21 protein-coding genes are annotated in these 17,784 nt (G+C 65.4%); 11 read left to right on the plus strand and 10 right to left on the minus strand.

The genetic code is table 11. From position 1 onward, the window contains the following. Positions 1-312: 312 nt before the first annotated feature. Positions 313-849 carry a hypothetical protein gene (locus ACIRRA_RS43805; protein WP_402781340.1) on the minus strand — a complete coding sequence of 179 codons (537 nt, stop codon included), beginning with the start codon at positions 847-849 and terminating at the stop codon, positions 313-315. 172 nt (positions 850-1,021) lie between these two features. Here ACIRRA_RS43805 and ACIRRA_RS43810 point away from each other — a divergent pair, with 172 nt between their 5' ends. Continuing rightward, positions 1,022-2,332, plus strand: a complete 1,311-nt coding sequence (locus ACIRRA_RS43810; RefSeq protein ID WP_402781342.1) for a hypothetical protein — start codon at positions 1,022-1,024, stop codon at positions 2,330-2,332. Between the two features lie 297 nt (positions 2,333-2,629). Here ACIRRA_RS43810 and ACIRRA_RS43815 read toward each other — a convergent pair whose 3' ends face one another. Next, positions 2,630-3,385 (minus strand): alpha/beta hydrolase, encoded by a 756-nt coding sequence (locus ACIRRA_RS43815; RefSeq protein WP_402781345.1) that lies wholly within the window; start codon positions 3,383-3,385, stop codon positions 2,630-2,632. Positions 3,386-3,636: 251 nt separating this feature from the next. Between ACIRRA_RS43815 and ACIRRA_RS43820 the strand changes: the two genes are divergently transcribed. The 4 genes from ACIRRA_RS43820 to ACIRRA_RS43835 all read left to right on the plus strand — a co-directional run bounded on the left by ACIRRA_RS43820 (position 3,637) and on the right by ACIRRA_RS43835 (position 7,283). Further along, positions 3,637-3,789 (plus strand): hypothetical protein, encoded by a 153-nt coding sequence (locus tag ACIRRA_RS43820; protein ID WP_402781348.1) that lies wholly within the window; start codon positions 3,637-3,639, stop codon positions 3,787-3,789. A 392-nt stretch (positions 3,790-4,181) separates the two neighbouring features. Beyond that, on the plus strand, positions 4,182-5,009 hold the full coding sequence (locus tag ACIRRA_RS43825; RefSeq protein WP_402781351.1) for an SDR family oxidoreductase: 828 nt from the start codon (positions 4,182-4,184) through the stop codon (positions 5,007-5,009). A 461-nt stretch (positions 5,010-5,470) separates the two neighbouring features. Beyond that, positions 5,471-6,730: a molybdopterin-dependent oxidoreductase gene (locus ACIRRA_RS43830; RefSeq protein ID WP_402781354.1), complete on the plus strand. Its 1,260-nt coding sequence runs from the start codon at positions 5,471-5,473 to the stop codon at positions 6,728-6,730. 7 nt (positions 6,731-6,737) lie between these two features. Beyond that, positions 6,738-7,283, plus strand: coding sequence for a hypothetical protein (locus ACIRRA_RS43835; protein WP_402781356.1), 546 nt, complete (start codon positions 6,738-6,740; stop codon positions 7,281-7,283). 326 nt (positions 7,284-7,609) lie between these two features. On the opposite strand, the gene ACIRRA_RS43840 is transcribed toward ACIRRA_RS43835, so the two are convergent. The 4 genes from ACIRRA_RS43840 to ACIRRA_RS43855 form a co-directional block, all read right to left on the minus strand. Then, entirely contained in the window at positions 7,610-7,807 is a 198-nt protein-coding gene (locus ACIRRA_RS43840) for a hypothetical protein (protein ID WP_402781358.1), read from the minus strand. Positions 7,808-7,822: 15 nt separating this feature from the next. Continuing rightward, a complete protein-coding gene (locus ACIRRA_RS43845) occupies positions 7,823-8,020 on the minus strand; it encodes a three-helix bundle dimerization domain-containing protein (protein WP_402781360.1) in 198 nt (65 codons plus the stop codon). A gap of 106 nt (positions 8,021-8,126) precedes the next feature. Continuing rightward, a complete protein-coding gene (locus tag ACIRRA_RS43850) occupies positions 8,127-8,681 on the minus strand; it encodes a nitroreductase/quinone reductase family protein (protein ID WP_402781363.1) in 555 nt (184 codons plus the stop codon). A 134-nt stretch (positions 8,682-8,815) separates the two neighbouring features. After that, on the minus strand, positions 8,816-9,034 hold the full coding sequence (locus ACIRRA_RS43855) for a hypothetical protein (RefSeq protein ID WP_402781366.1): 219 nt from the start codon (positions 9,032-9,034) through the stop codon (positions 8,816-8,818). A 1,064-nt stretch (positions 9,035-10,098) separates the two neighbouring features. Here ACIRRA_RS43855 and ACIRRA_RS43860 point away from each other — a divergent pair. Both ACIRRA_RS43860 and ACIRRA_RS43865 read left to right on the plus strand, forming a co-directional pair. Further along, a complete protein-coding gene (locus tag ACIRRA_RS43860; protein ID WP_402781369.1) occupies positions 10,099-10,431 on the plus strand; it encodes a hypothetical protein in 333 nt (110 codons plus the stop codon). Next, positions 10,400-10,828 carry a hypothetical protein gene (locus ACIRRA_RS43865; RefSeq protein ID WP_402781372.1) on the plus strand — a complete coding sequence of 143 codons (429 nt, stop codon included), beginning with the start codon at positions 10,400-10,402 and terminating at the stop codon, positions 10,826-10,828. The genes ACIRRA_RS43860 and ACIRRA_RS43865 overlap by 32 nt, the downstream gene beginning before the upstream one ends. Here ACIRRA_RS43865 and ACIRRA_RS43870 read toward each other — a convergent pair. The 3 genes from ACIRRA_RS43870 to ACIRRA_RS43880 are packed head-to-tail and all read right to left on the minus strand — an operon-like array spanning position 10,727 to position 14,274. Further along, positions 10,727-12,301, minus strand: a complete 1,575-nt coding sequence (locus tag ACIRRA_RS43870) for a long-chain fatty acid--CoA ligase (RefSeq protein WP_402781375.1) — start codon at positions 12,299-12,301, stop codon at positions 10,727-10,729. The genes ACIRRA_RS43865 and ACIRRA_RS43870 overlap by 102 nt on opposite strands. Continuing rightward, a complete protein-coding gene (locus ACIRRA_RS43875; RefSeq protein ID WP_402781378.1) occupies positions 12,302-13,432 on the minus strand; it encodes a DUF5938 domain-containing protein in 1,131 nt (376 codons plus the stop codon). A 47-nt stretch (positions 13,433-13,479) separates the two neighbouring features. Then, on the minus strand, positions 13,480-14,274 hold the full coding sequence (locus ACIRRA_RS43880) for an SDR family NAD(P)-dependent oxidoreductase (protein WP_402781381.1): 795 nt from the start codon (positions 14,272-14,274) through the stop codon (positions 13,480-13,482). A 155-nt stretch (positions 14,275-14,429) separates the two neighbouring features. Between ACIRRA_RS43880 and ACIRRA_RS43885 the strand changes: the two genes are divergently transcribed. The 4 genes from ACIRRA_RS43885 to ACIRRA_RS43900 all read left to right on the plus strand — a co-directional run bounded on the left by ACIRRA_RS43885 (position 14,430) and on the right by ACIRRA_RS43900 (position 16,848). Continuing rightward, a complete protein-coding gene (locus ACIRRA_RS43885; protein WP_402781383.1) occupies positions 14,430-15,059 on the plus strand; it encodes a TetR/AcrR family transcriptional regulator in 630 nt (209 codons plus the stop codon). Positions 15,060-15,575: 516 nt separating this feature from the next. Then, positions 15,576-16,010 (plus strand): ester cyclase, encoded by a 435-nt coding sequence (locus ACIRRA_RS43890; protein ID WP_402781386.1) that lies wholly within the window; start codon positions 15,576-15,578, stop codon positions 16,008-16,010. Next, positions 16,007-16,477: a DUF1772 domain-containing protein gene (locus ACIRRA_RS43895; protein WP_402781389.1), complete on the plus strand. Its 471-nt coding sequence runs from the start codon at positions 16,007-16,009 to the stop codon at positions 16,475-16,477. Before ACIRRA_RS43890 ends, ACIRRA_RS43895 begins: the two co-directional genes overlap by 4 nt. A 53-nt stretch (positions 16,478-16,530) precedes the next feature. After that, positions 16,531-16,848, plus strand: a complete 318-nt coding sequence (locus tag ACIRRA_RS43900; RefSeq protein ID WP_402781392.1) for an NIPSNAP family protein — start codon at positions 16,531-16,533, stop codon at positions 16,846-16,848. Positions 16,849-17,348: 500 nt separating this feature from the next. Here the strand turns inward: ACIRRA_RS43900 and ACIRRA_RS43905 are convergent. Further along, positions 17,349-17,784: hypothetical protein (locus ACIRRA_RS43905; protein WP_402781395.1), on the minus strand; the 436-nt coding region annotated here is incomplete at its 5' end.

Genomic DNA, 17,784 nt, shown 5'->3' on the forward strand with positions numbered 1-17,784 from the left:
CAGGAGGAGACCGCACCAGCAGAACTCACCGCCTGACCGATATTTCGGATCACGCGGTGACCACCCCAGCTACACCACTCCCCGGGACTTGACCTGAGCGAGAGTCCACACGGCCGGACTGGCTTCGATCTCGACCGTGCCGTCGAGATGGTATGCCTCCGAAGAGATCTCGTAACGGATGGACGTCGCTGCCTTCGTGCGACTGCCCCGGCGGCGTCGGATGATCAACTGGTCATCGTCGACAGGGAGCGACGGCTGGGGCTCCGGATCGCGGCGATCGCTCACGTGAGCACCCTATCGGGGGTCAGGCGTCTACCGGCCCAGATCGGTTCCGTGGTCGCGGTTCATCGATCGGGCCCGGTGGATCCCGGGCGACGGATGGATACTGTGGTCGATGGCCTTGCGGCGGTTCTTCGGTGAGTTGAGCGAGAGTTGCATCGCCTTGCCACGTTCCCGATCGCACAGGTTGGAGACGTAGGCGTACAGGCGATTGAGCACCCATCGCTGCGTCGAGTCGGCTTCGAGGGATTGGGCGCGTTCGCGGACGCTGAGCAGGGCGATCGCCGACACCTGGGTGTAGTCGTCGAGGCATCGTGCGCTGCGGAACTGGTCGCAGGCCGCCACCAGCCGGGCTTCGAGATCGGCGTAGGTTTCCAGCATCGCCCGCATCTCGTCGTCGATGGTGGCGCGGCTGGCGGCATCGAGGTAGCCGTACAGCATGATGACCGGGTAGTCGTCGGCGTTGTTGCGGTCGAGTGCTTCGACGGCGGGCAACAGCGCGACGACCTCGGATCGGATCTGCTGGTACTGGGCGAGCACGTCGGGTGGACCGCGCGTAGCCGGTCCCACAACCCGAGCAAGTCGGACTCGAATGTGCTCATGTCCCAACCCCTTTCGGCGACGCATTCGAGCGTATCCACGTCGTCGCGGGATTGCTCACGCTTCGGCGTGTCGTCAGGAGGCTGCGCGGAGCCTCGAGCACCGGCAGTTCCAGCGCATCGACACCGTGTACATCCACAGCATGGACACCGTGTGCCGCGCTCTTGCCGAATACGAAGGCGTCTCAGCCGAGCACCACGAGCACTACATCGAGCCGGCCTGGCGCGAACGCGCCGATCTCGGCGACGACGGCCCCCACCTCGGCCGACTGCGCCGCCGCCGTCCCCACGGCCCAGTCCACGACTTCCTCGCCGAACACGTTGCCCCCGGCGAAGATTCTCCCCGCTGGACCGACCTGCAACGGCTGCGCCGGATCCTGGGCGTGCTGATTGCCGACAGCCCCGGACCGAACTACACGATCACCCGGCTACGCGGCGCACAAGCCGCGTTCTGGCTGCACGGCTGGTACCTGGAGCTACGCAACCTGCCGTGCGCGGTGGGTCCAGGGCTGACCACGATCCCGTTCACCGCTGAGTTGGCCGCTCGGATCCGGGCCGGGCTGGCGAGCTCGGTCCGCGCCGCAGCCTTGGCGGTCACCGTGTTCACCGGTGCACTACCCGGTGAGCTGACGGCCCTGCGTGGCGACCACATGGCCGCCGACGGCTCCTGGATCGCCAGCGGGCCACAAGGCCACCGCGTCTTCGTGGTGCCCACCCTCGCCCGGCCGTTATTGCTCGCCGCCCGCACATATCTCCAGCTCACCGACCCGCAGACGAAGGGGCTGCTCATCGACAGCACGGGCGCTTACGGTCGCACCGTGCGCGCTTCTTCGGCCGACGCCTGCAGAATCCTGCTGCCCGCCCGCCATTCGTACAACCTCACCTGGCTGGCCAACGCTTCCGCCTTCCGCCACTGGCCGCGGCTACGCCCCGACGACGCCGACCTGCGCTATGCGCTGGCACTCGAAGCGCACCCGAGCACCGTGCCACGCGATACCGGCCGCCCATCGGCCACCGACCAGGAGGTGCCGATCCTGCGGCGGCCGGGGAGAACTCGCACCACCCGCGCGCTCGGCCCAGTATCCGGTCGCGTATCGGGAGCCATCCTTCACCACCCAGTAACTGGCACCACTGACGATAAAGAGCACCGTTGCCATCGCGAGAGCTCCTCTGGCAGTCCCCGCATTCCGATCAACTGGCAAATATTTAGCAACCGATCTGTGGGCGCTCCATCCTATACACAGGTCGGTCCTCACCAGCAGGCCCAGGGTCGGCGACCAACGCCGAAGGGCGGCAGCCCCGGCAAGAAATTAGGAACAGCAACAACCGTTTTCGCGATGCCCTCGGAACTCCACCCAAGGGCATCGCCGTGCGGAGACTCCTTCAGCTGCGACCCGAACACACGTGACGTAATCGCGTCCGCCCGCCGCACTCAGCCGCTGGTCAGCAAATGAGGGCCACCGTCAGCGGAACCAACCGCTTGGCCCCACTCTGTGCGATCTATCGAGAATGGGGCTTGCGGTTTTCCCTGTCTGTCGGCCGGACGTGGTTCAGGTACATGCACCTCGATTCGGATGACATCGCGTCTGTTTGGGATACACCCCAGCACCGCAACCATGACCGGCCCGGAATGCGAAGATGTGTGACCCGGGGATGGAAGTGGCCCCGGGTCGGCGGCCCGGGGCGCGGAAACCGTTGTAGCTGTGACTACTTCCAGGCAGAGAAACTCGTCTCCGCTGCCTGGAGCCGGTTCAGCTGCGACCGGATTCAGCGGCGGTCGTGATGAGTGCGGCCGTGCGGACCGGCTGGCTGATGAACACGGTGTGTGAGCCGTCGATCTCCTCGATGTTGGAGCCCATCCGCTTTGCCATGAAGCGCTGCGCTTCGGGGTTGATGGCGTTGTCGTGCCGGGCGACCTGGTACCAGGACGGGATCTGCTTCCAACCGGCGCTGGTGGCCTGTTCGGTGAACGCGGCCGCCGCGAGTGGCCGTTGACTGGCGCCCATCACCTGTGCCAGGTGGACCGGGACATCCGCGCAGAAGGTCTCGCGGAATCGATCCGTGTCGATATACAGGTCTGGGCCGCCTGCTGCTCCCGGTGCGTCGTAAGTCGTCGGGCGTACGGTTTCTGCGAGCAATGACGGTGTGAAGGGTTGCTGGACCTCGGCGCAGCTTTCGCCGACGTCCAGGCTGAAGGCAGCCAGGTATACCAGGGCAGTGATATTGTCCAGGCCGGTCGACGCCTGCGTGATCACCGCGCCGCCATAGGAGTGGCCTACCAGCACAACTGGGCCGCCGATCCCCTCCACCACCGACCGCACCACGCCCGCATCGTGCCCGAGCCCTCGTAGTGGGTTCGGGGGTGCGATCACTGCGAACCCGGATGCCGACAGTTCCTGGATGACACCCGCGAACCCCGATGCGTCGGCGAATGCGCCGTGTACTAGTACCACCGTGGGTTTCGTCGGTTCGGACATGGCAAACCTCCTGTGTCGATGTGTTTCCATCTTCTACCGAGAGACGGGCACCTCGCACCGAATTCCACTGGTGCGGAGCCCATTTGGGTATTGCCTGGTGCTATTGGCAGGTCGCGATGGCGGCCTGTTCGATCAGAGTGGTGACGGCATCCGGGTTGGTCTGCATGATCAGGTGTGGACCGTCCACGTCGACAGTGTGCGCGCCTCCGCGACATGAAGATCCCCCCGGATGGTCGCCGGATCGCGCCCTACCTGACCGAATTCGCCGGTTCTTACGCGAGGTGGCCATCACCGCCTATATCGGTAGGGGCCATGCCTTTGCCCGCGGAATCGGGGAATTCGCACGCGCATACGCGAGACAAACCCGCGCCGACCGCGCCGACCTGGTCGCCGCCATCGCCAACGGCCAGGTCGATGCCGCGCCCGGCTGGTGACCCGACGCGGTCGGCTGCACAGACCGTCACCCGGACAATTCAACAGCCTGGATATGCGCGTGATGGCCCGGATATCGGGCCATGTAGTCCGGCCCACTACTGATCGACCACCGCCGGCGCCGCCTCGCCTGCGTGCAGGTAGGTGTAGATGGTTTCGCGGCTTATCCCGAACTTCCGGTCCGGGGCCGCTTCCTTCTCGCTGGCTGCGGCGCGCTGGCACAGCTGGCGGGGTGAGGGCGGGTTTGCGGCTAGTGTAGGCGCGCGGGTCTTGGACCTCCCGCTGGCCGGGGGAGAGTCAAACGACTTGCCCAGGGCTTGGACTCTCCCGCACCTGGACGGCGAATGATGATGATCGGTCCAAGTGAGAACCACCAGCACAGGGAAGGTTCATCATGACCACCCAGTCGAAGAAAACGATCTTCATTACTGGCGCGTCATCCGGTCTTGGTAACGCCACGACGAAACTGTTCGCTTCGCGGGGATGGCGTGTGTTGGCCACCATGCGGCGACCCGAAGCGAAAACCGATATGGCTGGCCTGACCGGCGTCGAACTGCTCCCGCTCGATGTGACCGATCCGGCGCAGATCACCTCCGCCGTGGCCCGGGCGACCGCTGCCGGCCCCGTGGATGTGGTCTTCAACAATGCCGGCTACGGGATCTCCGGTCCGCTCGAAGGGTTGTCCGACGCGCAGATCGAACGAAGCATCCAGACCAATCTGCTGGGTCCCATCCGGGTCACCAAAGCCTTCATCCCTCACTTCCGGCAGAACAGCGGAGGGCTGTTCATCAACACAACGTCGATCGGCGGCCTGATCACGGTGCCGCTCAACGCGATGTACCACGCCACGAAGTGGGGCCTGGAGGGCTGGAGTGAGTGCATGGCATTCGAGCTCAGCCAGGTTGGCATCGGGATGAAGATTGTCGAGCCCGGCGGAATGAAGACCGACTTCTTCTCCCGCTCCCTCGATGTCGGAAACCACCCCGCCTACCGCGATCTGCTGGACCGGGTGATGGGCGCGATCACCGACGAACACCAGATGCAGCAGTACTCCGAACCCGAACAGATCGCCGAAGTGGTGTACCAGGCCGCCACCGACGGCACCGATCAGCTGCGCTACCTCGCCGGGGCCGACGCCAAAGCCACCTACGAAACTCGACTCCGCCTCGGCGAAGAACAGTTCCGCAAAGCCACTGCCCAGCAGTTTTTCGGCACCACATGACATGCTGCCACCCTGGTCGTGAACTGCACGGTTCATCGCCCGGCGGTACCGAGAGAGTCGACACCGGCAGATGACGTGGTCCCCGTGGGGGAGCTCCCCGCATTCCACGTCTTCCGACCTTGCACGTAGTCGGCATTGCGGACCGCAATGGTGCAGGAAACAACGAAGTTCTCGTAAGACCTGGTCAGTGTGGGTAGTCCGGCCTCGGTGGGCCAGCGCAGGCCCCCAAGACCCGCTCGAACAGTAGTTCGGCGTCGTCACCTTTCGGATTGAGGGTTTGTTCGCTCGACACGACCGTGTCGTAGGCCTGGATGTCGCGGTCGAATTCGGTTGCCATCTCGTGTGATCGGTCCCGCGACTACGCGGACGTGGCGCCTTTCGATACGACGCCGTCAGCTTCGAACACCAAGCCTGCCGTTGCTGCGGATGCGCATGGTTCGGGCGCGCAGGAGGAGGGAGTGATGATGCTCGAGCGCAGGTTGTCGCTGCCGCAGCCGCGGTGGCGTAGTCCGCTGCGAGGTCCGTGGTTGACCTCGGTGTTCGGTTGCGTGCTGCTGGTCTGCCTACCGATAGTCGCCGTCACCGGCTTGCTGTCCTACAGCGCCTACGGACCGCAGTTCGGCCAGGCGATCCCGGCCGATGTCGGGTGGCTCGAGCTGCCCAGCTTCGACTGGCCCAGTCGTCCATCGTGGCTGTATCGGCTCACCCAGGGACTGCATGTCGGGTTGGGGCTCGCGCTCGTGCCGGTGGTGGCGGCCAAGCTGTGGTCGGTGATACCGCGGTTGTTCGCCTGGCCACCGGTCCGGTCGCTGGCCAACGCGGTCGAGCGGATCTCGCTGGTGATGTTGGTCGGCGGCGTGCTGTTCGAGATAGCCACCGGCGTCCTGAACATCCAATACGACTACATCTTCGGGTTCTCCTTCTACACCGCCCACTATTTCGGCGCGTGGGTGTTCATCGCCGGATTCGTCGCGCACGTGGCCATCAAACTGCCACGCATGATCACCGCGCTGCGCTCCCGGTCGATGCGGACGGTGCTGCGCACGTCCCGCGCCGACACCAGGCCCGAACCGCGCGATGCCGACGGCTTGGTGGCCACCGATCCCACGGAGCCGACCATAAGCCGCCGCGGCGCGTTGGCGTTGGTCGGCGCTGGTGTGGCGTTCGTCGTCGTCCTCACCGCGGGCCAGACCGTCGGCGGCTTCACCCGCCGCGCGGCGTTCCTGCTGCCACGCGGCCGCACCGAGACCAGCCCCGCCGACTTTCAGATCAACCGCACGGCCGCCGCGGCGCGGATCATGACCACCGATGTCGGCGACGCCTGGACACTGACCTTGATGGGCGGGCAGGCTCCGGTGCGCATGGACCGCGCGACCTTGCTGGCGATGACCCAACACAGCGCGCAACTACCCATCGCCTGCGTCGAGGGATGGTCCACCACGCAAACCTGGACCGGGGTGCGGCTGGCCGACCTGGCCCGCCACGCCGGCGTGGAACAGCCTGTTTCGGCGATGGTGACCTCGATCGAACGCGGGGGGCCGTTCGGTCAGGCGAGGTTGCAGGCCAACCAGGTGCTCAACCCCGATGCGTTGTTGGCACTGCGCGTCAACGGCACGGACCTCTCACTCGACCACGGCTATCCGGCCCGGATCATCGTGCCCGCCCTGCCAGGCGTGCACAACACGAAGTGGGTCTCCTCGATCGAGTTCCGGAAGGCATGAGCTGGCCATGGAAAGGTTGAGCTGCTGGTGGAAGCACATCTACGGTGACAGCCCGTGGCATCTGCTGGTGGTCTTGGCATCATTCGCGCTGGCGGGCTACATCATCTGGGTCCTCGGGTTCGACACGCTGTGGAACCACGATGTCTGGTGGCAGGCGATCGGAGTGTGGTTCGCCGCGGCCATCATCACGCACGACCTGATACTGTTTCCCGCTTACGCTCTGGCCGACCGAATCCTTGCCTCAGTAACCGGCCTGATCCGGCTACGTGTGTCACCGTTGAACTACATCCGAGTGCCGCTGTTGGCAATTGGGCTGTCGTTCCTGCTGTTCTTCCCCGGCATTATCAGGCAGGGCGCGGTCACGTATCACATGGCAACCGGTGCAACCCAGCAGCCGTTTCTGGCCCGTTGGCTGCTGCTCTGCGCGAGCCTGCTCATTACCAGCGCCCTCGTCTACACGGTCCAGTGCCTGCGTACCCACCGACGACCCACGCCTCGGGTCGCGTCATCACCCGACGACGCCACACCGACCGATCCCGACCCGGCCCCATAACAGCGACCGAATCCACCGCTGCCGTCGTGCGGCACCGCACTCGCCACCTCCGCGGAAGTGAGCGATCGTTTCCCGAACACGAAGGTCCGGTTACATCGGCGTGGTGGCGGTCCTGGTCGAGGTGGAGATACCTACGATGGTCTGCGGTCACCCCCGGTCCTGCGGTGACCATCTGTGGAATCCACAACCCCGCCCGGTCCATCCCTCCCGGAGGCCGGGCGGGTCCATGACCGGGATGCGGTTGAGGCCGTGTCTCACATGGTCGATGTCGCGAGTTTCTTGTAGCAGGTTGCTGACGAGCGGCTGAGCACGGCGGGCGGGTCCGGTCAGGGGTGTTCGGGTCGCAGCTGGGGGAACCTCCGCCAGATCTTGTCGATCTGGCGGCGGATGTGGCTCAGTTCCGCGGTCAACGCGTCATGGCTGCCCGCTGCCGCTGCGGCGCGCCGACGGGCCACGATCTGTGCGTGTTTTTCCAGTTCCGCGAGAAATATCCGGGCCTGTGCTGTTTCGGGATCCTCGCTCATCGGCGGGCCGGGCAGTCAGCGGCTGGTGGCCAGTGCCCGCTCGGCGATGCGCTCCACCAGCAGTGGCACGAAGTCGCGGACCGGGCGGCCGACGAAACGCCGATGCGCCTCGCCGACGGCGGTTTTGACCGCTTCGCCGGTGAGTTGGGGATACTTGCCGCCCAGACGGGCAACAAGCTCACCGATCTGCCCGTCCTCATCACCGACCTTCATAGCACAAGAGCATGATTCCCCCGTCCTCGTCGTCAACGGGAGACGGGATCAGGGAAGTATCTCAGCTTCAGCAGCCACGCAACCAATCGAATCCCAATGGCCGAGGTCATGTGCCGCTGCGCGGGGCCTGGTAGTCGATTCGGAACACTGGGTAGCGTCTCGAAATTCGGGCAAGGTCCTCGGCCGAGGGTTCAGTGCTGACGCCGAAGTAGCGCCGCGCCTCACTCGCCTTGCTCCACGAGCGTGCCTTGCGGCCGGCGCGGGTGAGGTAGGCGCGAATTACTTGCGGCCGTTCGGTGGCCGGGATTTCGGTGAGAGTGGCGCTACGGCGTTCACGACGCCCAACTACCACATGTCCGGCCGCTGCGCGGGTGTTGCGTACCCACTCGGATTCTCCGGCCAGCGATACCAGGTAGTGCCGTCCGCCGTATTCGATACGAACCAGGTTGGTGCGCCGGATGATTCCGGAACGCCGTCCCGGAACCTCCAGAACGACAGCATATTCCGTACTCATGCCCACCGAGGTGAGTGCCGCGGCAATGGGTTGCAGCCGCCGATACAACCATGGCGGAGGTCGGTAGCCGGTGGAACCGGTGTAGTCCACCGGGCCGATCACCCCAGCCAAGTGGCGGGTATCGCGACGTTCGTAGTCGGCGCACATCGTTCTGCTCTCCGCTCGACGAGAGGGTGGCGGGTTCGCGGTCGGTGCGGATTCCTCGGAATGAGGGTGACGCAGGAGCCCGTCGTCGACGACCTCGCGGTACGTGTGCCCTCGGCGTCGGCCGCGTCGCGGAGTCAGACGGCGATCGCGACCTGCTTCCGGCCGTGGGAGGAGCGCAGCAGGGCGGTGATGTGAGTCAGCAGGTCGTGGGCTGAGATCGGGATCAGCAGGCATTCCCACGCGCCGCCGGCCAGGACCGGTTCAATGGCTCCCGTGGCGATGTCGCTGCTCAGGACCAGGATCGGGGCGCCGGTGCGCGCTCGCAGCGCACGACACAGCTGAGCGGGGTGCATATCGGTCCGGTGACGGGCCGACCAGGACCAGATCCGGTGTCAGCTTTGCTTGGGTGCTCAGCGCCCGCTGACCGGTTGCCGTCGAAATGGCCTGATAACCCGCCGTGGCCAGCACGAGTACCAGTATCTCGGCTGTGGCCGGATTGCTCTCGACCACCAGGATCGTCGCCGGCGGGGGTGGGTGCTCATCTGGTCGAGGGCGCGGACGGCTGATCCTGGTAGCCGATGTCGGGAAGCTGTTCATTGGTGGTCCTCCGCTCGACGGGATCCCCACCCCTTTCGGATGTGACCGTCTCGCGAAATCAACGAAGCTGTTCAGCCCCCGCCTCGAACCGTGTCCTGCGCGTCGACGTAACCCGAACGTATCCCCACCCGATCCCCAGGGCCAGAATTCCGTGACGGATGTGGCGGAACTTCACATTTGCTGGGGTTTTCGTCTCCGTGCCGCCAACGATTTACCCACCGGACATCACTGATTCTCGCGATGGTTACTTGCGGTGGTGTAGTCCCATCCGGGGTAACTCGCTCGGAGACCGGATCTCCGTCGGGGTGCAGACCCCGGGAATTGGCTCGTACGTAGCCTGCCGTTGACCTTGAATGCCTACCATGGCGCAGGTCGGCCCCCCTCTGCGGTGGCACAGACCCCTCGGCATTGCCCTTGGGCCTTCGTGGCATTCCTCGCGCGCGGTCGACCTCGGCGTACACCGCCGCCGCGAGCTGAGAATCCAGCTCGCCCCGGTGAGACCGGGCGTCGGGCAGAGATTCGGAGGTGCGCCATGACAGCAACCCCACGCGAACAACGCGGTGACAGGCTCGCTCGCCGGGCGGGAAAGCGGCATGCGACCCCACCCACCATCACCAGCGGTTCCGATGACGATGTGCCAGTGGTGCGTTGGCCGGAGCCGAGTCGGCTCGAATCGTGGTGGCATGCCGTCATGCATCACGCCGCCGAGCCGCCCACACCCACATGACCAGAACTGGCTCGATCGGCACGCAACGGTAGTTCCCAGCACGGACCCTACGACGAATTCCACCAGGGTGCGGGATTTCGGAGCATCACGGTAATGCGACCGTTCGGTACCCGGTACGCCGACGAATGGAAGTACGACGGAATCGGCTGCCTGGCATGGATTTCCGAAGGCGTGTGCAACATGATCAGCCGTAACGGCAACCCCCTCAACGCGGCCTTCCCCGAGATCTCCCACGCCTTGGTGTCGCTGGCGGCGGGGCGGGAGATGACCCTCGACGGTGAGCTCGTGGCATCTGACCGCGGCGGGGTGCCACGGTTCTCCCGTATCGGACGCCGCCTGGGCGTGAGCAGACCGAGCCAGTCGCTGATCTACGCCGCTGCCGGCCTGCCTGTACGTGTTCGACCTGCTCGGCTTCGGCGGCCGTGACCTGCGCACGCTGACCTATCTCGAACGCCGCGAGCACCTAGACCGCCTCGGCTTGCCCCATGGCCCGGTCCTGCTATCACCGTCCTACCGCGATATCCCGGTCTCGCGGATGCTGGCCGTCGCCGCCGAGCACAACATCGAGGGCGTGATCGGCAAGACAGGTATCTGTACATCAGCGGCGATGCCGCGCAACAGCCTTTTCCGAACGGCTGTCGGCCTGGGGCGTCCCCAAACTGACACGCCGCCATTCGAATCACCGACGCGGGCTGAGCGCGGTCCGGGCGACACGCCGCCATCAGGTTTCGGCCTTGTGCGGCCCGTCGCTTCCGCCGTCCGGTTCGAGCAGTTGCTTTTTGATCTCTGTCTTGAGCACCTTGCCGATCTTGGAGCGCGGTAGGTCCTTCCAGATTTCGACCTGCTTGGGTGTTTTCACGCTGCCGATGCGCGCTTTGACGAAGGTCGTCAGTTCGGCCGTATCCACGCAGGTGCCCGGTCGGAGCTCGAGTACGGCGGTCAATCGCTCGCCCCACTTTTCATCCGGTAGCCCGATTACCGCGCAGTCGGCCACGGCCGGGTGTGCCATGAGTGTCTGCTCGACTTCGGTCGAATACACATTGAACCCGCCGGTGATCACCATGTCCTTGGCGCGATCGACGATGAACAGGTATCCGTCCTCATCGAGATAACCGATATCGCCTGTGTGATGCCAGCCCAGCGCCGACGCTTCCTGCGTGGCTGCTTCGTTGTTGTAGTAGCCGCGCATGACCAGTGAGCCACGTACGACGATCTCGCCGCGGTCGCCGCGAGGAACCAGCCGCCCGTCTTCGCCCATGATGGCGACTGTCACCAGCGGTGCAGGCCGTCCGGCCGAAGACAGACGGTCGCGGGCGATCGACCCGTCGTCGGCGAAGTGGTCCGACGGTGACATCGTGGAGATCATCATCGGCGCTTCGGTCTGTCCGAACAGCTGGGCCATCACCGGCCCGATCCGCGTCAATGCCTCTTCCAGCCGCGACGAAGACATCGGCGCGGCCCCATACCAGAAGCATTGCAGCGACGACAGGTCTCGGCCATCCAGTGACGGATGGTCCAAAACCATGTAGATCAGCGTCGGCGGGAGGAAGGTGTGGGTGATGCGGTGGGTTTCGACGTTGTCGAGGAACTCTGCGATGTCGGGCCTGCGCATGATGACGATCGATCCGCCACGACACAGAATCGGGAAGCAGAGCACCCCGGCGGCGTGGGTGAGCGGAGCCAGGGCCAGATAGCTCGGCCGCTCCCCGCCTGCCGGCCAGGGGTAGCTCATCAGGGTGATCGCCGTCATCGTCTCGATATTGGTGCCGGTGAGCATCACTCCCTTGGGGTGTCCGGTCGTTCCGCCGGTGCCGGCGATCATCGCGAGATCGTCGGGTGCGTGGCGGTCGACCGGATCCCCACCCGCGGCGAGGAACTCTTGCCAGCCGAGGGCCCACTCCACCTCGCCGTCGATGCACACCAGTGTGCGCAGGTGCGGCAGCGCGGCGCGGATCGATTCGACCAGCGGCGCGAACGCCGCCTGGAACAGCAGCAGCGAACACTCGAACAGGTCGAGAAGTGCGCGGTTTTCCGCTGCCGCGTTGCGTGGATTGATGGGGCACCAGACAGCTCCGGCGCGGCTGATTCCGAAGACACAGGTGAACGCGGTCGGATCGTTGGCCGACAAGATCGCGACCTTGTCGCCCGCTGCGATGCCGTGTGCGGCCAGGGCCGAGGCGATCCGGCCACTGAGCTGCTGAACCTGCGCGTAGGTCCTTACTTCGCCGTCACAGACCAGACAGGGGGCGCCGGGGTCCAGCGACGCCCCCTTGTCGAGGTAGTCGATGAGCCGCATCTAGTTGCCTTGGAAGGTCAGGACCGGCTCGGCCACCAGGCCGAACGCGCGCAGCTGGCCCAGTAGCTGGCGGTGTCCGAACGCCTTGCAGCCGGACGCGAAACCGGATTTGTTCGGCGGCTGCTGCAGCAACCAGGATGCCGCGAAGGCTTGCAGCAGGCCGGTCTGCTTGTAGTTCTGGTTGCCGTGGATCACGCAGTGCGCGCGTCCCAGAGGCCCGGAGGCGTGCACCGAGTCCAGTGACTTGTTCAATCGCGGGTTCTCCCGCGGCGGCATCTCGTTCATTATTTGCGCGGCGGTGGCGGTGAGCGCCTCGTTGCGGGCCTCGGGGCTCATGTCCTTGGTCGCTTCGAGCGCTTGCGCCACGATCTGGGGTACGCCGTGCATCAATGCCGCGTTGAAGACACCGCCCTGGGCCTTGCAGTTCGCGACCCGCGGGTCACGCTTGTACCACACCGGGTGCGAGGTGCCGCCCCACGGTAGTGACATCGCGAGTTCATGCTGGCCGGGGACGACCAGCGGCACCAGGCCCTGCGCCGGGTCGAACTCGACATAGGTGTTCTGCTGCAGGTAGTGCGCCCGGGAGGTCGCGGCGTTGACCAGGATGGTGCGGGTCGAGGCGATCGTCGGGGAACCGCCCCAGAACACCGCGATGTCCAGGGTGTCCAGACCCGGTTTCTCCAGGCACAGCTCGGCGGCGATCTCGCCGGTGGTGTACATCTGGGCCAGGCCCGGCGACAGCAGCAGGCCCGCTGCGGCGAACTCGGCGCCATAGGTCTCGTCGCAGGTCATCAGCCAGTCCTGCTCGCCGGTGGTGTCGAGGTAGTGCGCTCCGGCCGCGAGGCAGGCTTCCACCACCGCCGGACCGTAGGTGCTGAACGGCCCCACGGTGTTGCATACGACCGACGCGCCGCGGAACAGCTCGGTCAGCGAAGCCACATCGTGGGACACCTCGGCGATCTCGTAGTCGGCGGTTTCGATGCCGGGCACGTTCGATTCCATCGAGGCTTTGATCTTGGCGCTGTTGCGCCCGGCGGCGAGAAACGGAATGCCGAACTCGCGCAGGTACTCACAGACCAGCCGGCCGGTGTAGCCGGAGGCGCCATAGACGACGACGGGTTTGGTGGTCATGGTTATCTCTTCCTTCTTCTCTGTTCGCTTCTCTGTTCGGGTCGGCGTCACATACCCATGCCACCGTCGACCGGAAGACCGGCGCCGTTGACGAAGGCAGATTTGTCGGAGGCGAGGAAGACCACCGCGTCCGCGATGTCCTCGGGGGAGGCCAGTCGCCCGGACGGGGTGAGCCCGACCACGGCGTTGACCGCCTCTTCTGGCGAGGGGAACAGCCCGATTCGTGCGACGTCTGCGGCGAGGCCGGCGCCCATCCGGTTGGGCACCAGGCCGGGGTAGACGCAGTTGACGCGGACGCCGTAACCGAGCTTGCCGCTCTCCATCGACGCGACCCGGGTCAGTCGGTCGATGGCGGACTTGGTGGCCGAGTAGATCGAGATCGCCGGGAACGCGATGGTCGCGGCAACCGAGGCGATGTTGATGATGGTTCCGCCGTTGCCGACCGCGCCGCCGGGGCGCATGGTGCGGAAGGCGTGCTTGATACCGAGCGCGGTGCCCAGGACGTTGATGTCGAGCATCTTTCGTGCCTGGTCGGGGTCGAGGTCGACGAGCAGGCTGGTGATCTCCACGCCGGCGTTGTTGACGAGGATGTCCAGGCCGCCGTGCGTTGCGACAGCTGAGGCCATCGCCGCGGACCAGGACGCGTCGTCGGTGACATCGAGGTGCACGAAGCTGTGGCCCTCACCGAGCGTCTCGGCGAGCTTGGCGCCGAGGTCGTCCTGGATGTCGGCGATGACGACTTTCGCGCCGGCGCCGGCGAGCGCGCGGGCCATCGCTTCGCCGAGTCCTTGTGCGCCGCCGGTGACGAGGGCGGTGCGTCCGTTCAGGTCCATGGGGGTCATTCGCGCTCCTTTGCTGGGGTGATGCCGCTCACACCATGCCCGTTCTTATGACACATGTCAAGACTTTCTATGTCGACTGTCAAGACTCTTTTGTCCGTTCGTCAAGAACCCGGGTAGGATCGGTCGGTACCGCTGGACTGAAGAGGACTGTGCGCATGCCGCGAGCCAATCCGATCGACAAGCACGACGTGCGCCGTCGCGCACTGGCAGAGTCGGCGCTTCGCACACTCGGCGAGCTCGGCTACGCCAAGTCCTCGCTACGGGAAATCGCGAACAACTCCGAGTTCTCCCACGGGGTTGTGCACTACTACTTCAGCGACAAGCTTCAGCTGATCGTCTACTGCGTGAAGTACTACAAGCAGAAGTGTGTGACCCGCTACGACCGCGTGGTCGCCGATGCCACTTCCCCGGAGGGGCTGCTGGTCGCCTTCACCGACAAGCTGCGCGAGACCATCGTCGAAGAGGCCCCGATGCACCGGCTCTGGTACGACCTGCGGTCCCAGAGCATGTTCGAGGAGAGCCTGCGCGAAGCAGTCGGCCAGATCGATCGCGCCCTCGAGGAGATGACCTGGCGCGTGGTGACCCGATACGCCCAGTTGTGCGGGGTCGAGCCGTCACTGACCCCGAACACGGCGTACGGCATGCTCGATGGGTTGTTCCAGCAAGCTCTTCTCGGTTACCTGTCGCAGGACGAAGAATCGCTCGACGTGCTCAGCGCGCAGGTGCACCAGCTCATGCCACTCATACTTCACCCGGCTCCCGCGTCCGTGTCGCACATTCAGTGACCTCGAACGTCGCAGTGGGCGAGGGATTGCTTCGGGGTGAGAACGCCCGGTCGAAGAAGACGCCGTAGACGCCGTCGGGGAGTTTGCCGTCCACATCAGCCTGGTCGGCACCGCCTGAGGGTGCGACAACACCGCCATCTACGCTGCGAGCCACACCTTTCGGCGCACGTCGGAACGTGGTGCTGGGGGTACCCCAGATGCACAGGCCCACCCCACAGCACTTCGGCGAGGGTGTCGACGTCTGGCCCGCTGATGACGGCGGCGACCGCCTCGCGTATCTCGGCGAAGGCCGCCGTCAACGGCGTCGGGGTGTCCGCGGCACCGAATCGTAGTCGCGTGGCGCAGGTGGACATCGTGTCGTACAGGGCCTGGTTTTCGGTGGCGAAGTTGTTGAACGCGTGAGCAAGCTCGCCCCACGAACTGATCGTAGCGATGATACCAATACTAGCGGTGCTATTGATTCCGGCCGCTTCGAGGGTTAGCGTTGCTAGCGCCAACTACTCGAGGAGGTACGACATGGACGGCACACCCGCACAGCAGCTCGCCGAGACCTACCTCGCGATGCTCAACACGCATGATCCGGATCTGGTGGACCGGTTCGTAGCCGAGGACTACGTCAATCACAACCCCTTCGTCGCCGACGGGCGCGAGGCGAACCGCCAGTTCTGGACCGCGTTCTTCACCGCGCTACCCGATCTCAGCGCGACCATGGAGGACCTGGTGATCTCCGGGGACCGCGTGGTGGGCCGCTTCGTCTACCGCGGGACCCACACCGGGGAATTCCTGGGCATCCCCGCCAGCGGCAATTCGGTGGAGATGCGATCCATCGATATCTGGCGCGTCGCGGACGCCATGTTCGTCGAGCATTGGGACGAACTGAACCTGATGCAGCTGTTCCAGCAGATGGGCGCGTTGCCGCCCCTGGGTGCCGGATCGGAGGGGCAGCCGTGATACACCTCGCTCATCTCGCCGCCATCATCGCGGTGCTGAGCACCGCGGTGATCTACGGCACTGACGTGTTCTGCGCGCTCGTCCAACGACCTGCACTGGCCCGCGTTGACGACGACGCGCTCACCGCGGTCATGGGCAATGTGCATCGCTTCGGCGACCAGCGCCTTCCCGTCCCCGGGATCCTGGGCATCATCGGCGCCGCCGCCGCATCCGTACTCGCCGCACTGGCCGGCCGGCCTATCGCCTCGGCCACCGCCGGGGCCGCGCTGGCACTGCTGGCGGTCTGGCTACTGCTCTACCTGCGCATCAGCGCGCCGATCAACCGCGCACTCACCGCAGCCGCCGACAACCACCAGACACCGGCCAACGCGCGCGCACTGCAGCGAGGCTGGGACCGCATCATCGTCCCGAGGGCCATCCTGCAGGGGCTGGCCACCGCCGCGCTGTGCGTGAGCCTCATCAGCTGACCGGCCTCCCAGTTCCCACCGTCGACAACCCATCACCGAGAGGCATCGCAATCATGTATCAACTCAGGATCTACACCCTGCGGACCGCCGAAGCACTCGAGCAGTACGCGACCGTGCACTGGCCCCGCCACATCCCCAGCCTGCGCGATTTCGGGGTTACCACCCACGGGATCTGGACCCAACACGATGCCGACGCACACCGACTACTGGCCCTGATCTCCTACCCGGAAGGAGCAGACCCCACTGAGGTGGCCACCGCCTACATGGCCAGTCCGGGTTTCGCAGCCGACATGGAAGGCTTCGACGTCGATGACATCATCACCGTCGAGGACCTGCTGCTGGACCCGGCCGCCGCATCACCGCTATCCTGACTCGGCCTAATTGTTGCCGCCCTCGGAAAGCCGTTGGCTGGCAAGGCGTTCGCTGAGTTCGGGCGTAGCTCCCACAGGCAGCAGCGTGCCGGCGATGAGTGGTTCGACGCCGAGCAGACTCTATGCTTTGCCAGCCTGCACTCGTTCAAATCCTAGATCGGCCGCGTCGCACACCAATCGAGCCCCGGACCGCGTGCGTCGGTTCGGGGCTCGTTCGGGGTAATCGCCCACACTGATCGCATCAGCATGTTTGACGCGGGCACCGTACCAAGATCAGAGCTGTAGCTGCTACACGAGATTGCCTGCGTAGCGGCCGTTCTGGGTCATGTTGCATTGGATTGCGCGGCCTTGCGGCCAGTATGAGGAAGCAGGGGGAAGGACCAGTCGCGAGGAGAACTGTCCGGTCCGGCCTATACGGACGGACCCAGCTACCATTCAGCCTTGTAATCGCGTATGGCTGTCCTGCTCGGCGCCCCGGTATCCACCGGGTCACCGCGTGGTCAGCTCTGGGCCGCGAACTCGTCAGCGTCCGCGCGGGCGATGGCAGCCTCGGTGATGAGGTAGTCGGCCTGGTCGAGTGCGTAGAGCGCGAAATCGACCGCGACCGAGGCGTCCTTCTCGGCGTGCTCGGCGTAGCGCTCGGCGCTCCGACGGTCATGTTCGGCTCGGTGCTCTGCGACCTTGGTGCGGACGGTGGCGAAGTGGCCGTCGACTGCGGTGCGCAGCTCCTGCCCCTTCATCTTGACATCCGACTGTTTCTGCGCGGCCGCCTGCTCGAACCTGGCACGGTCGGACTCCATGGAGGTTCTCATCGCTTCCCGCTGTTGCTGCAGCTTTTGCCGGGTTGCGTCCAATAGCGTGGTGTAGCAGCAGCATTGGATGCTGAGCTTGTCGCAATCCCCGGACAGCAGGGTGGCCACCGCGTGATCCTTCAGA

Source organism: Nocardia sp. NPDC101769 (genome assembly GCF_044766925.1).
Lineage (GTDB): Bacteria > Actinomycetota > Actinomycetes > Mycobacteriales > Mycobacteriaceae > Nocardia.

Coding starts and splice junctions, on each gene's coding strand:
- ACIRRA_RS43850 (WP_402781363.1), bottom strand. CDS start 8,681: ATGTGCGCCGACTACGAACGTCGCGATACCCGCCACTTGGCTGGGGTG.
- ACIRRA_RS43810 (WP_402781342.1), top strand. CDS start 1,022: ATGGACACCGTGTGCCGCGCTCTTGCCGAATACGAAGGCGTCTCAGCC.
- ACIRRA_RS43825 (WP_402781351.1), top strand. CDS start 4,182: ATGACCACCCAGTCGAAGAAAACGATCTTCATTACTGGCGCGTCATCC.
- ACIRRA_RS43870 (WP_402781375.1), bottom strand. CDS start 12,301: ATGCGGCTCATCGACTACCTCGACAAGGGGGCGTCGCTGGACCCCGGC.
- ACIRRA_RS43830 (WP_402781354.1), top strand. CDS start 5,471: ATGATGCTCGAGCGCAGGTTGTCGCTGCCGCAGCCGCGGTGGCGTAGT.
- ACIRRA_RS43840 (WP_402781358.1), bottom strand. CDS start 7,807: ATGAGCGAGGATCCCGAAACAGCACAGGCCCGGATATTTCTCGCGGAA.
- ACIRRA_RS43855 (WP_402781366.1), bottom strand. CDS start 9,034: ATGCACCCCGCTCAGCTGTGTCGTGCGCTGCGAGCGCGCACCGGCGCC.
- ACIRRA_RS43885 (WP_402781383.1), top strand. CDS start 14,430: ATGCCGCGAGCCAATCCGATCGACAAGCACGACGTGCGCCGTCGCGCA.
- ACIRRA_RS43835 (WP_402781356.1), top strand. CDS start 6,738: ATGGAAAGGTTGAGCTGCTGGTGGAAGCACATCTACGGTGACAGCCCG.
- ACIRRA_RS43890 (WP_402781386.1), top strand. CDS start 15,576: ATGGACGGCACACCCGCACAGCAGCTCGCCGAGACCTACCTCGCGATG.
- ACIRRA_RS43860 (WP_402781369.1), top strand. CDS start 10,099: ATGCGACCGTTCGGTACCCGGTACGCCGACGAATGGAAGTACGACGGA.
- ACIRRA_RS43880 (WP_402781381.1), bottom strand. CDS start 14,274: ATGACCCCCATGGACCTGAACGGACGCACCGCCCTCGTCACCGGCGGC.
- ACIRRA_RS43815 (WP_402781345.1), bottom strand. CDS start 3,385: ATGGAAACACATCGACACAGGAGGTTTGCCATGTCCGAACCGACGAAA.
- ACIRRA_RS43900 (WP_402781392.1), top strand. CDS start 16,531: ATGTATCAACTCAGGATCTACACCCTGCGGACCGCCGAAGCACTCGAG.
- ACIRRA_RS43845 (WP_402781360.1), bottom strand. CDS start 8,020: ATGAAGGTCGGTGATGAGGACGGGCAGATCGGTGAGCTTGTTGCCCGT.
- ACIRRA_RS43875 (WP_402781378.1), bottom strand. CDS start 13,432: ATGACCACCAAACCCGTCGTCGTCTATGGCGCCTCCGGCTACACCGGC.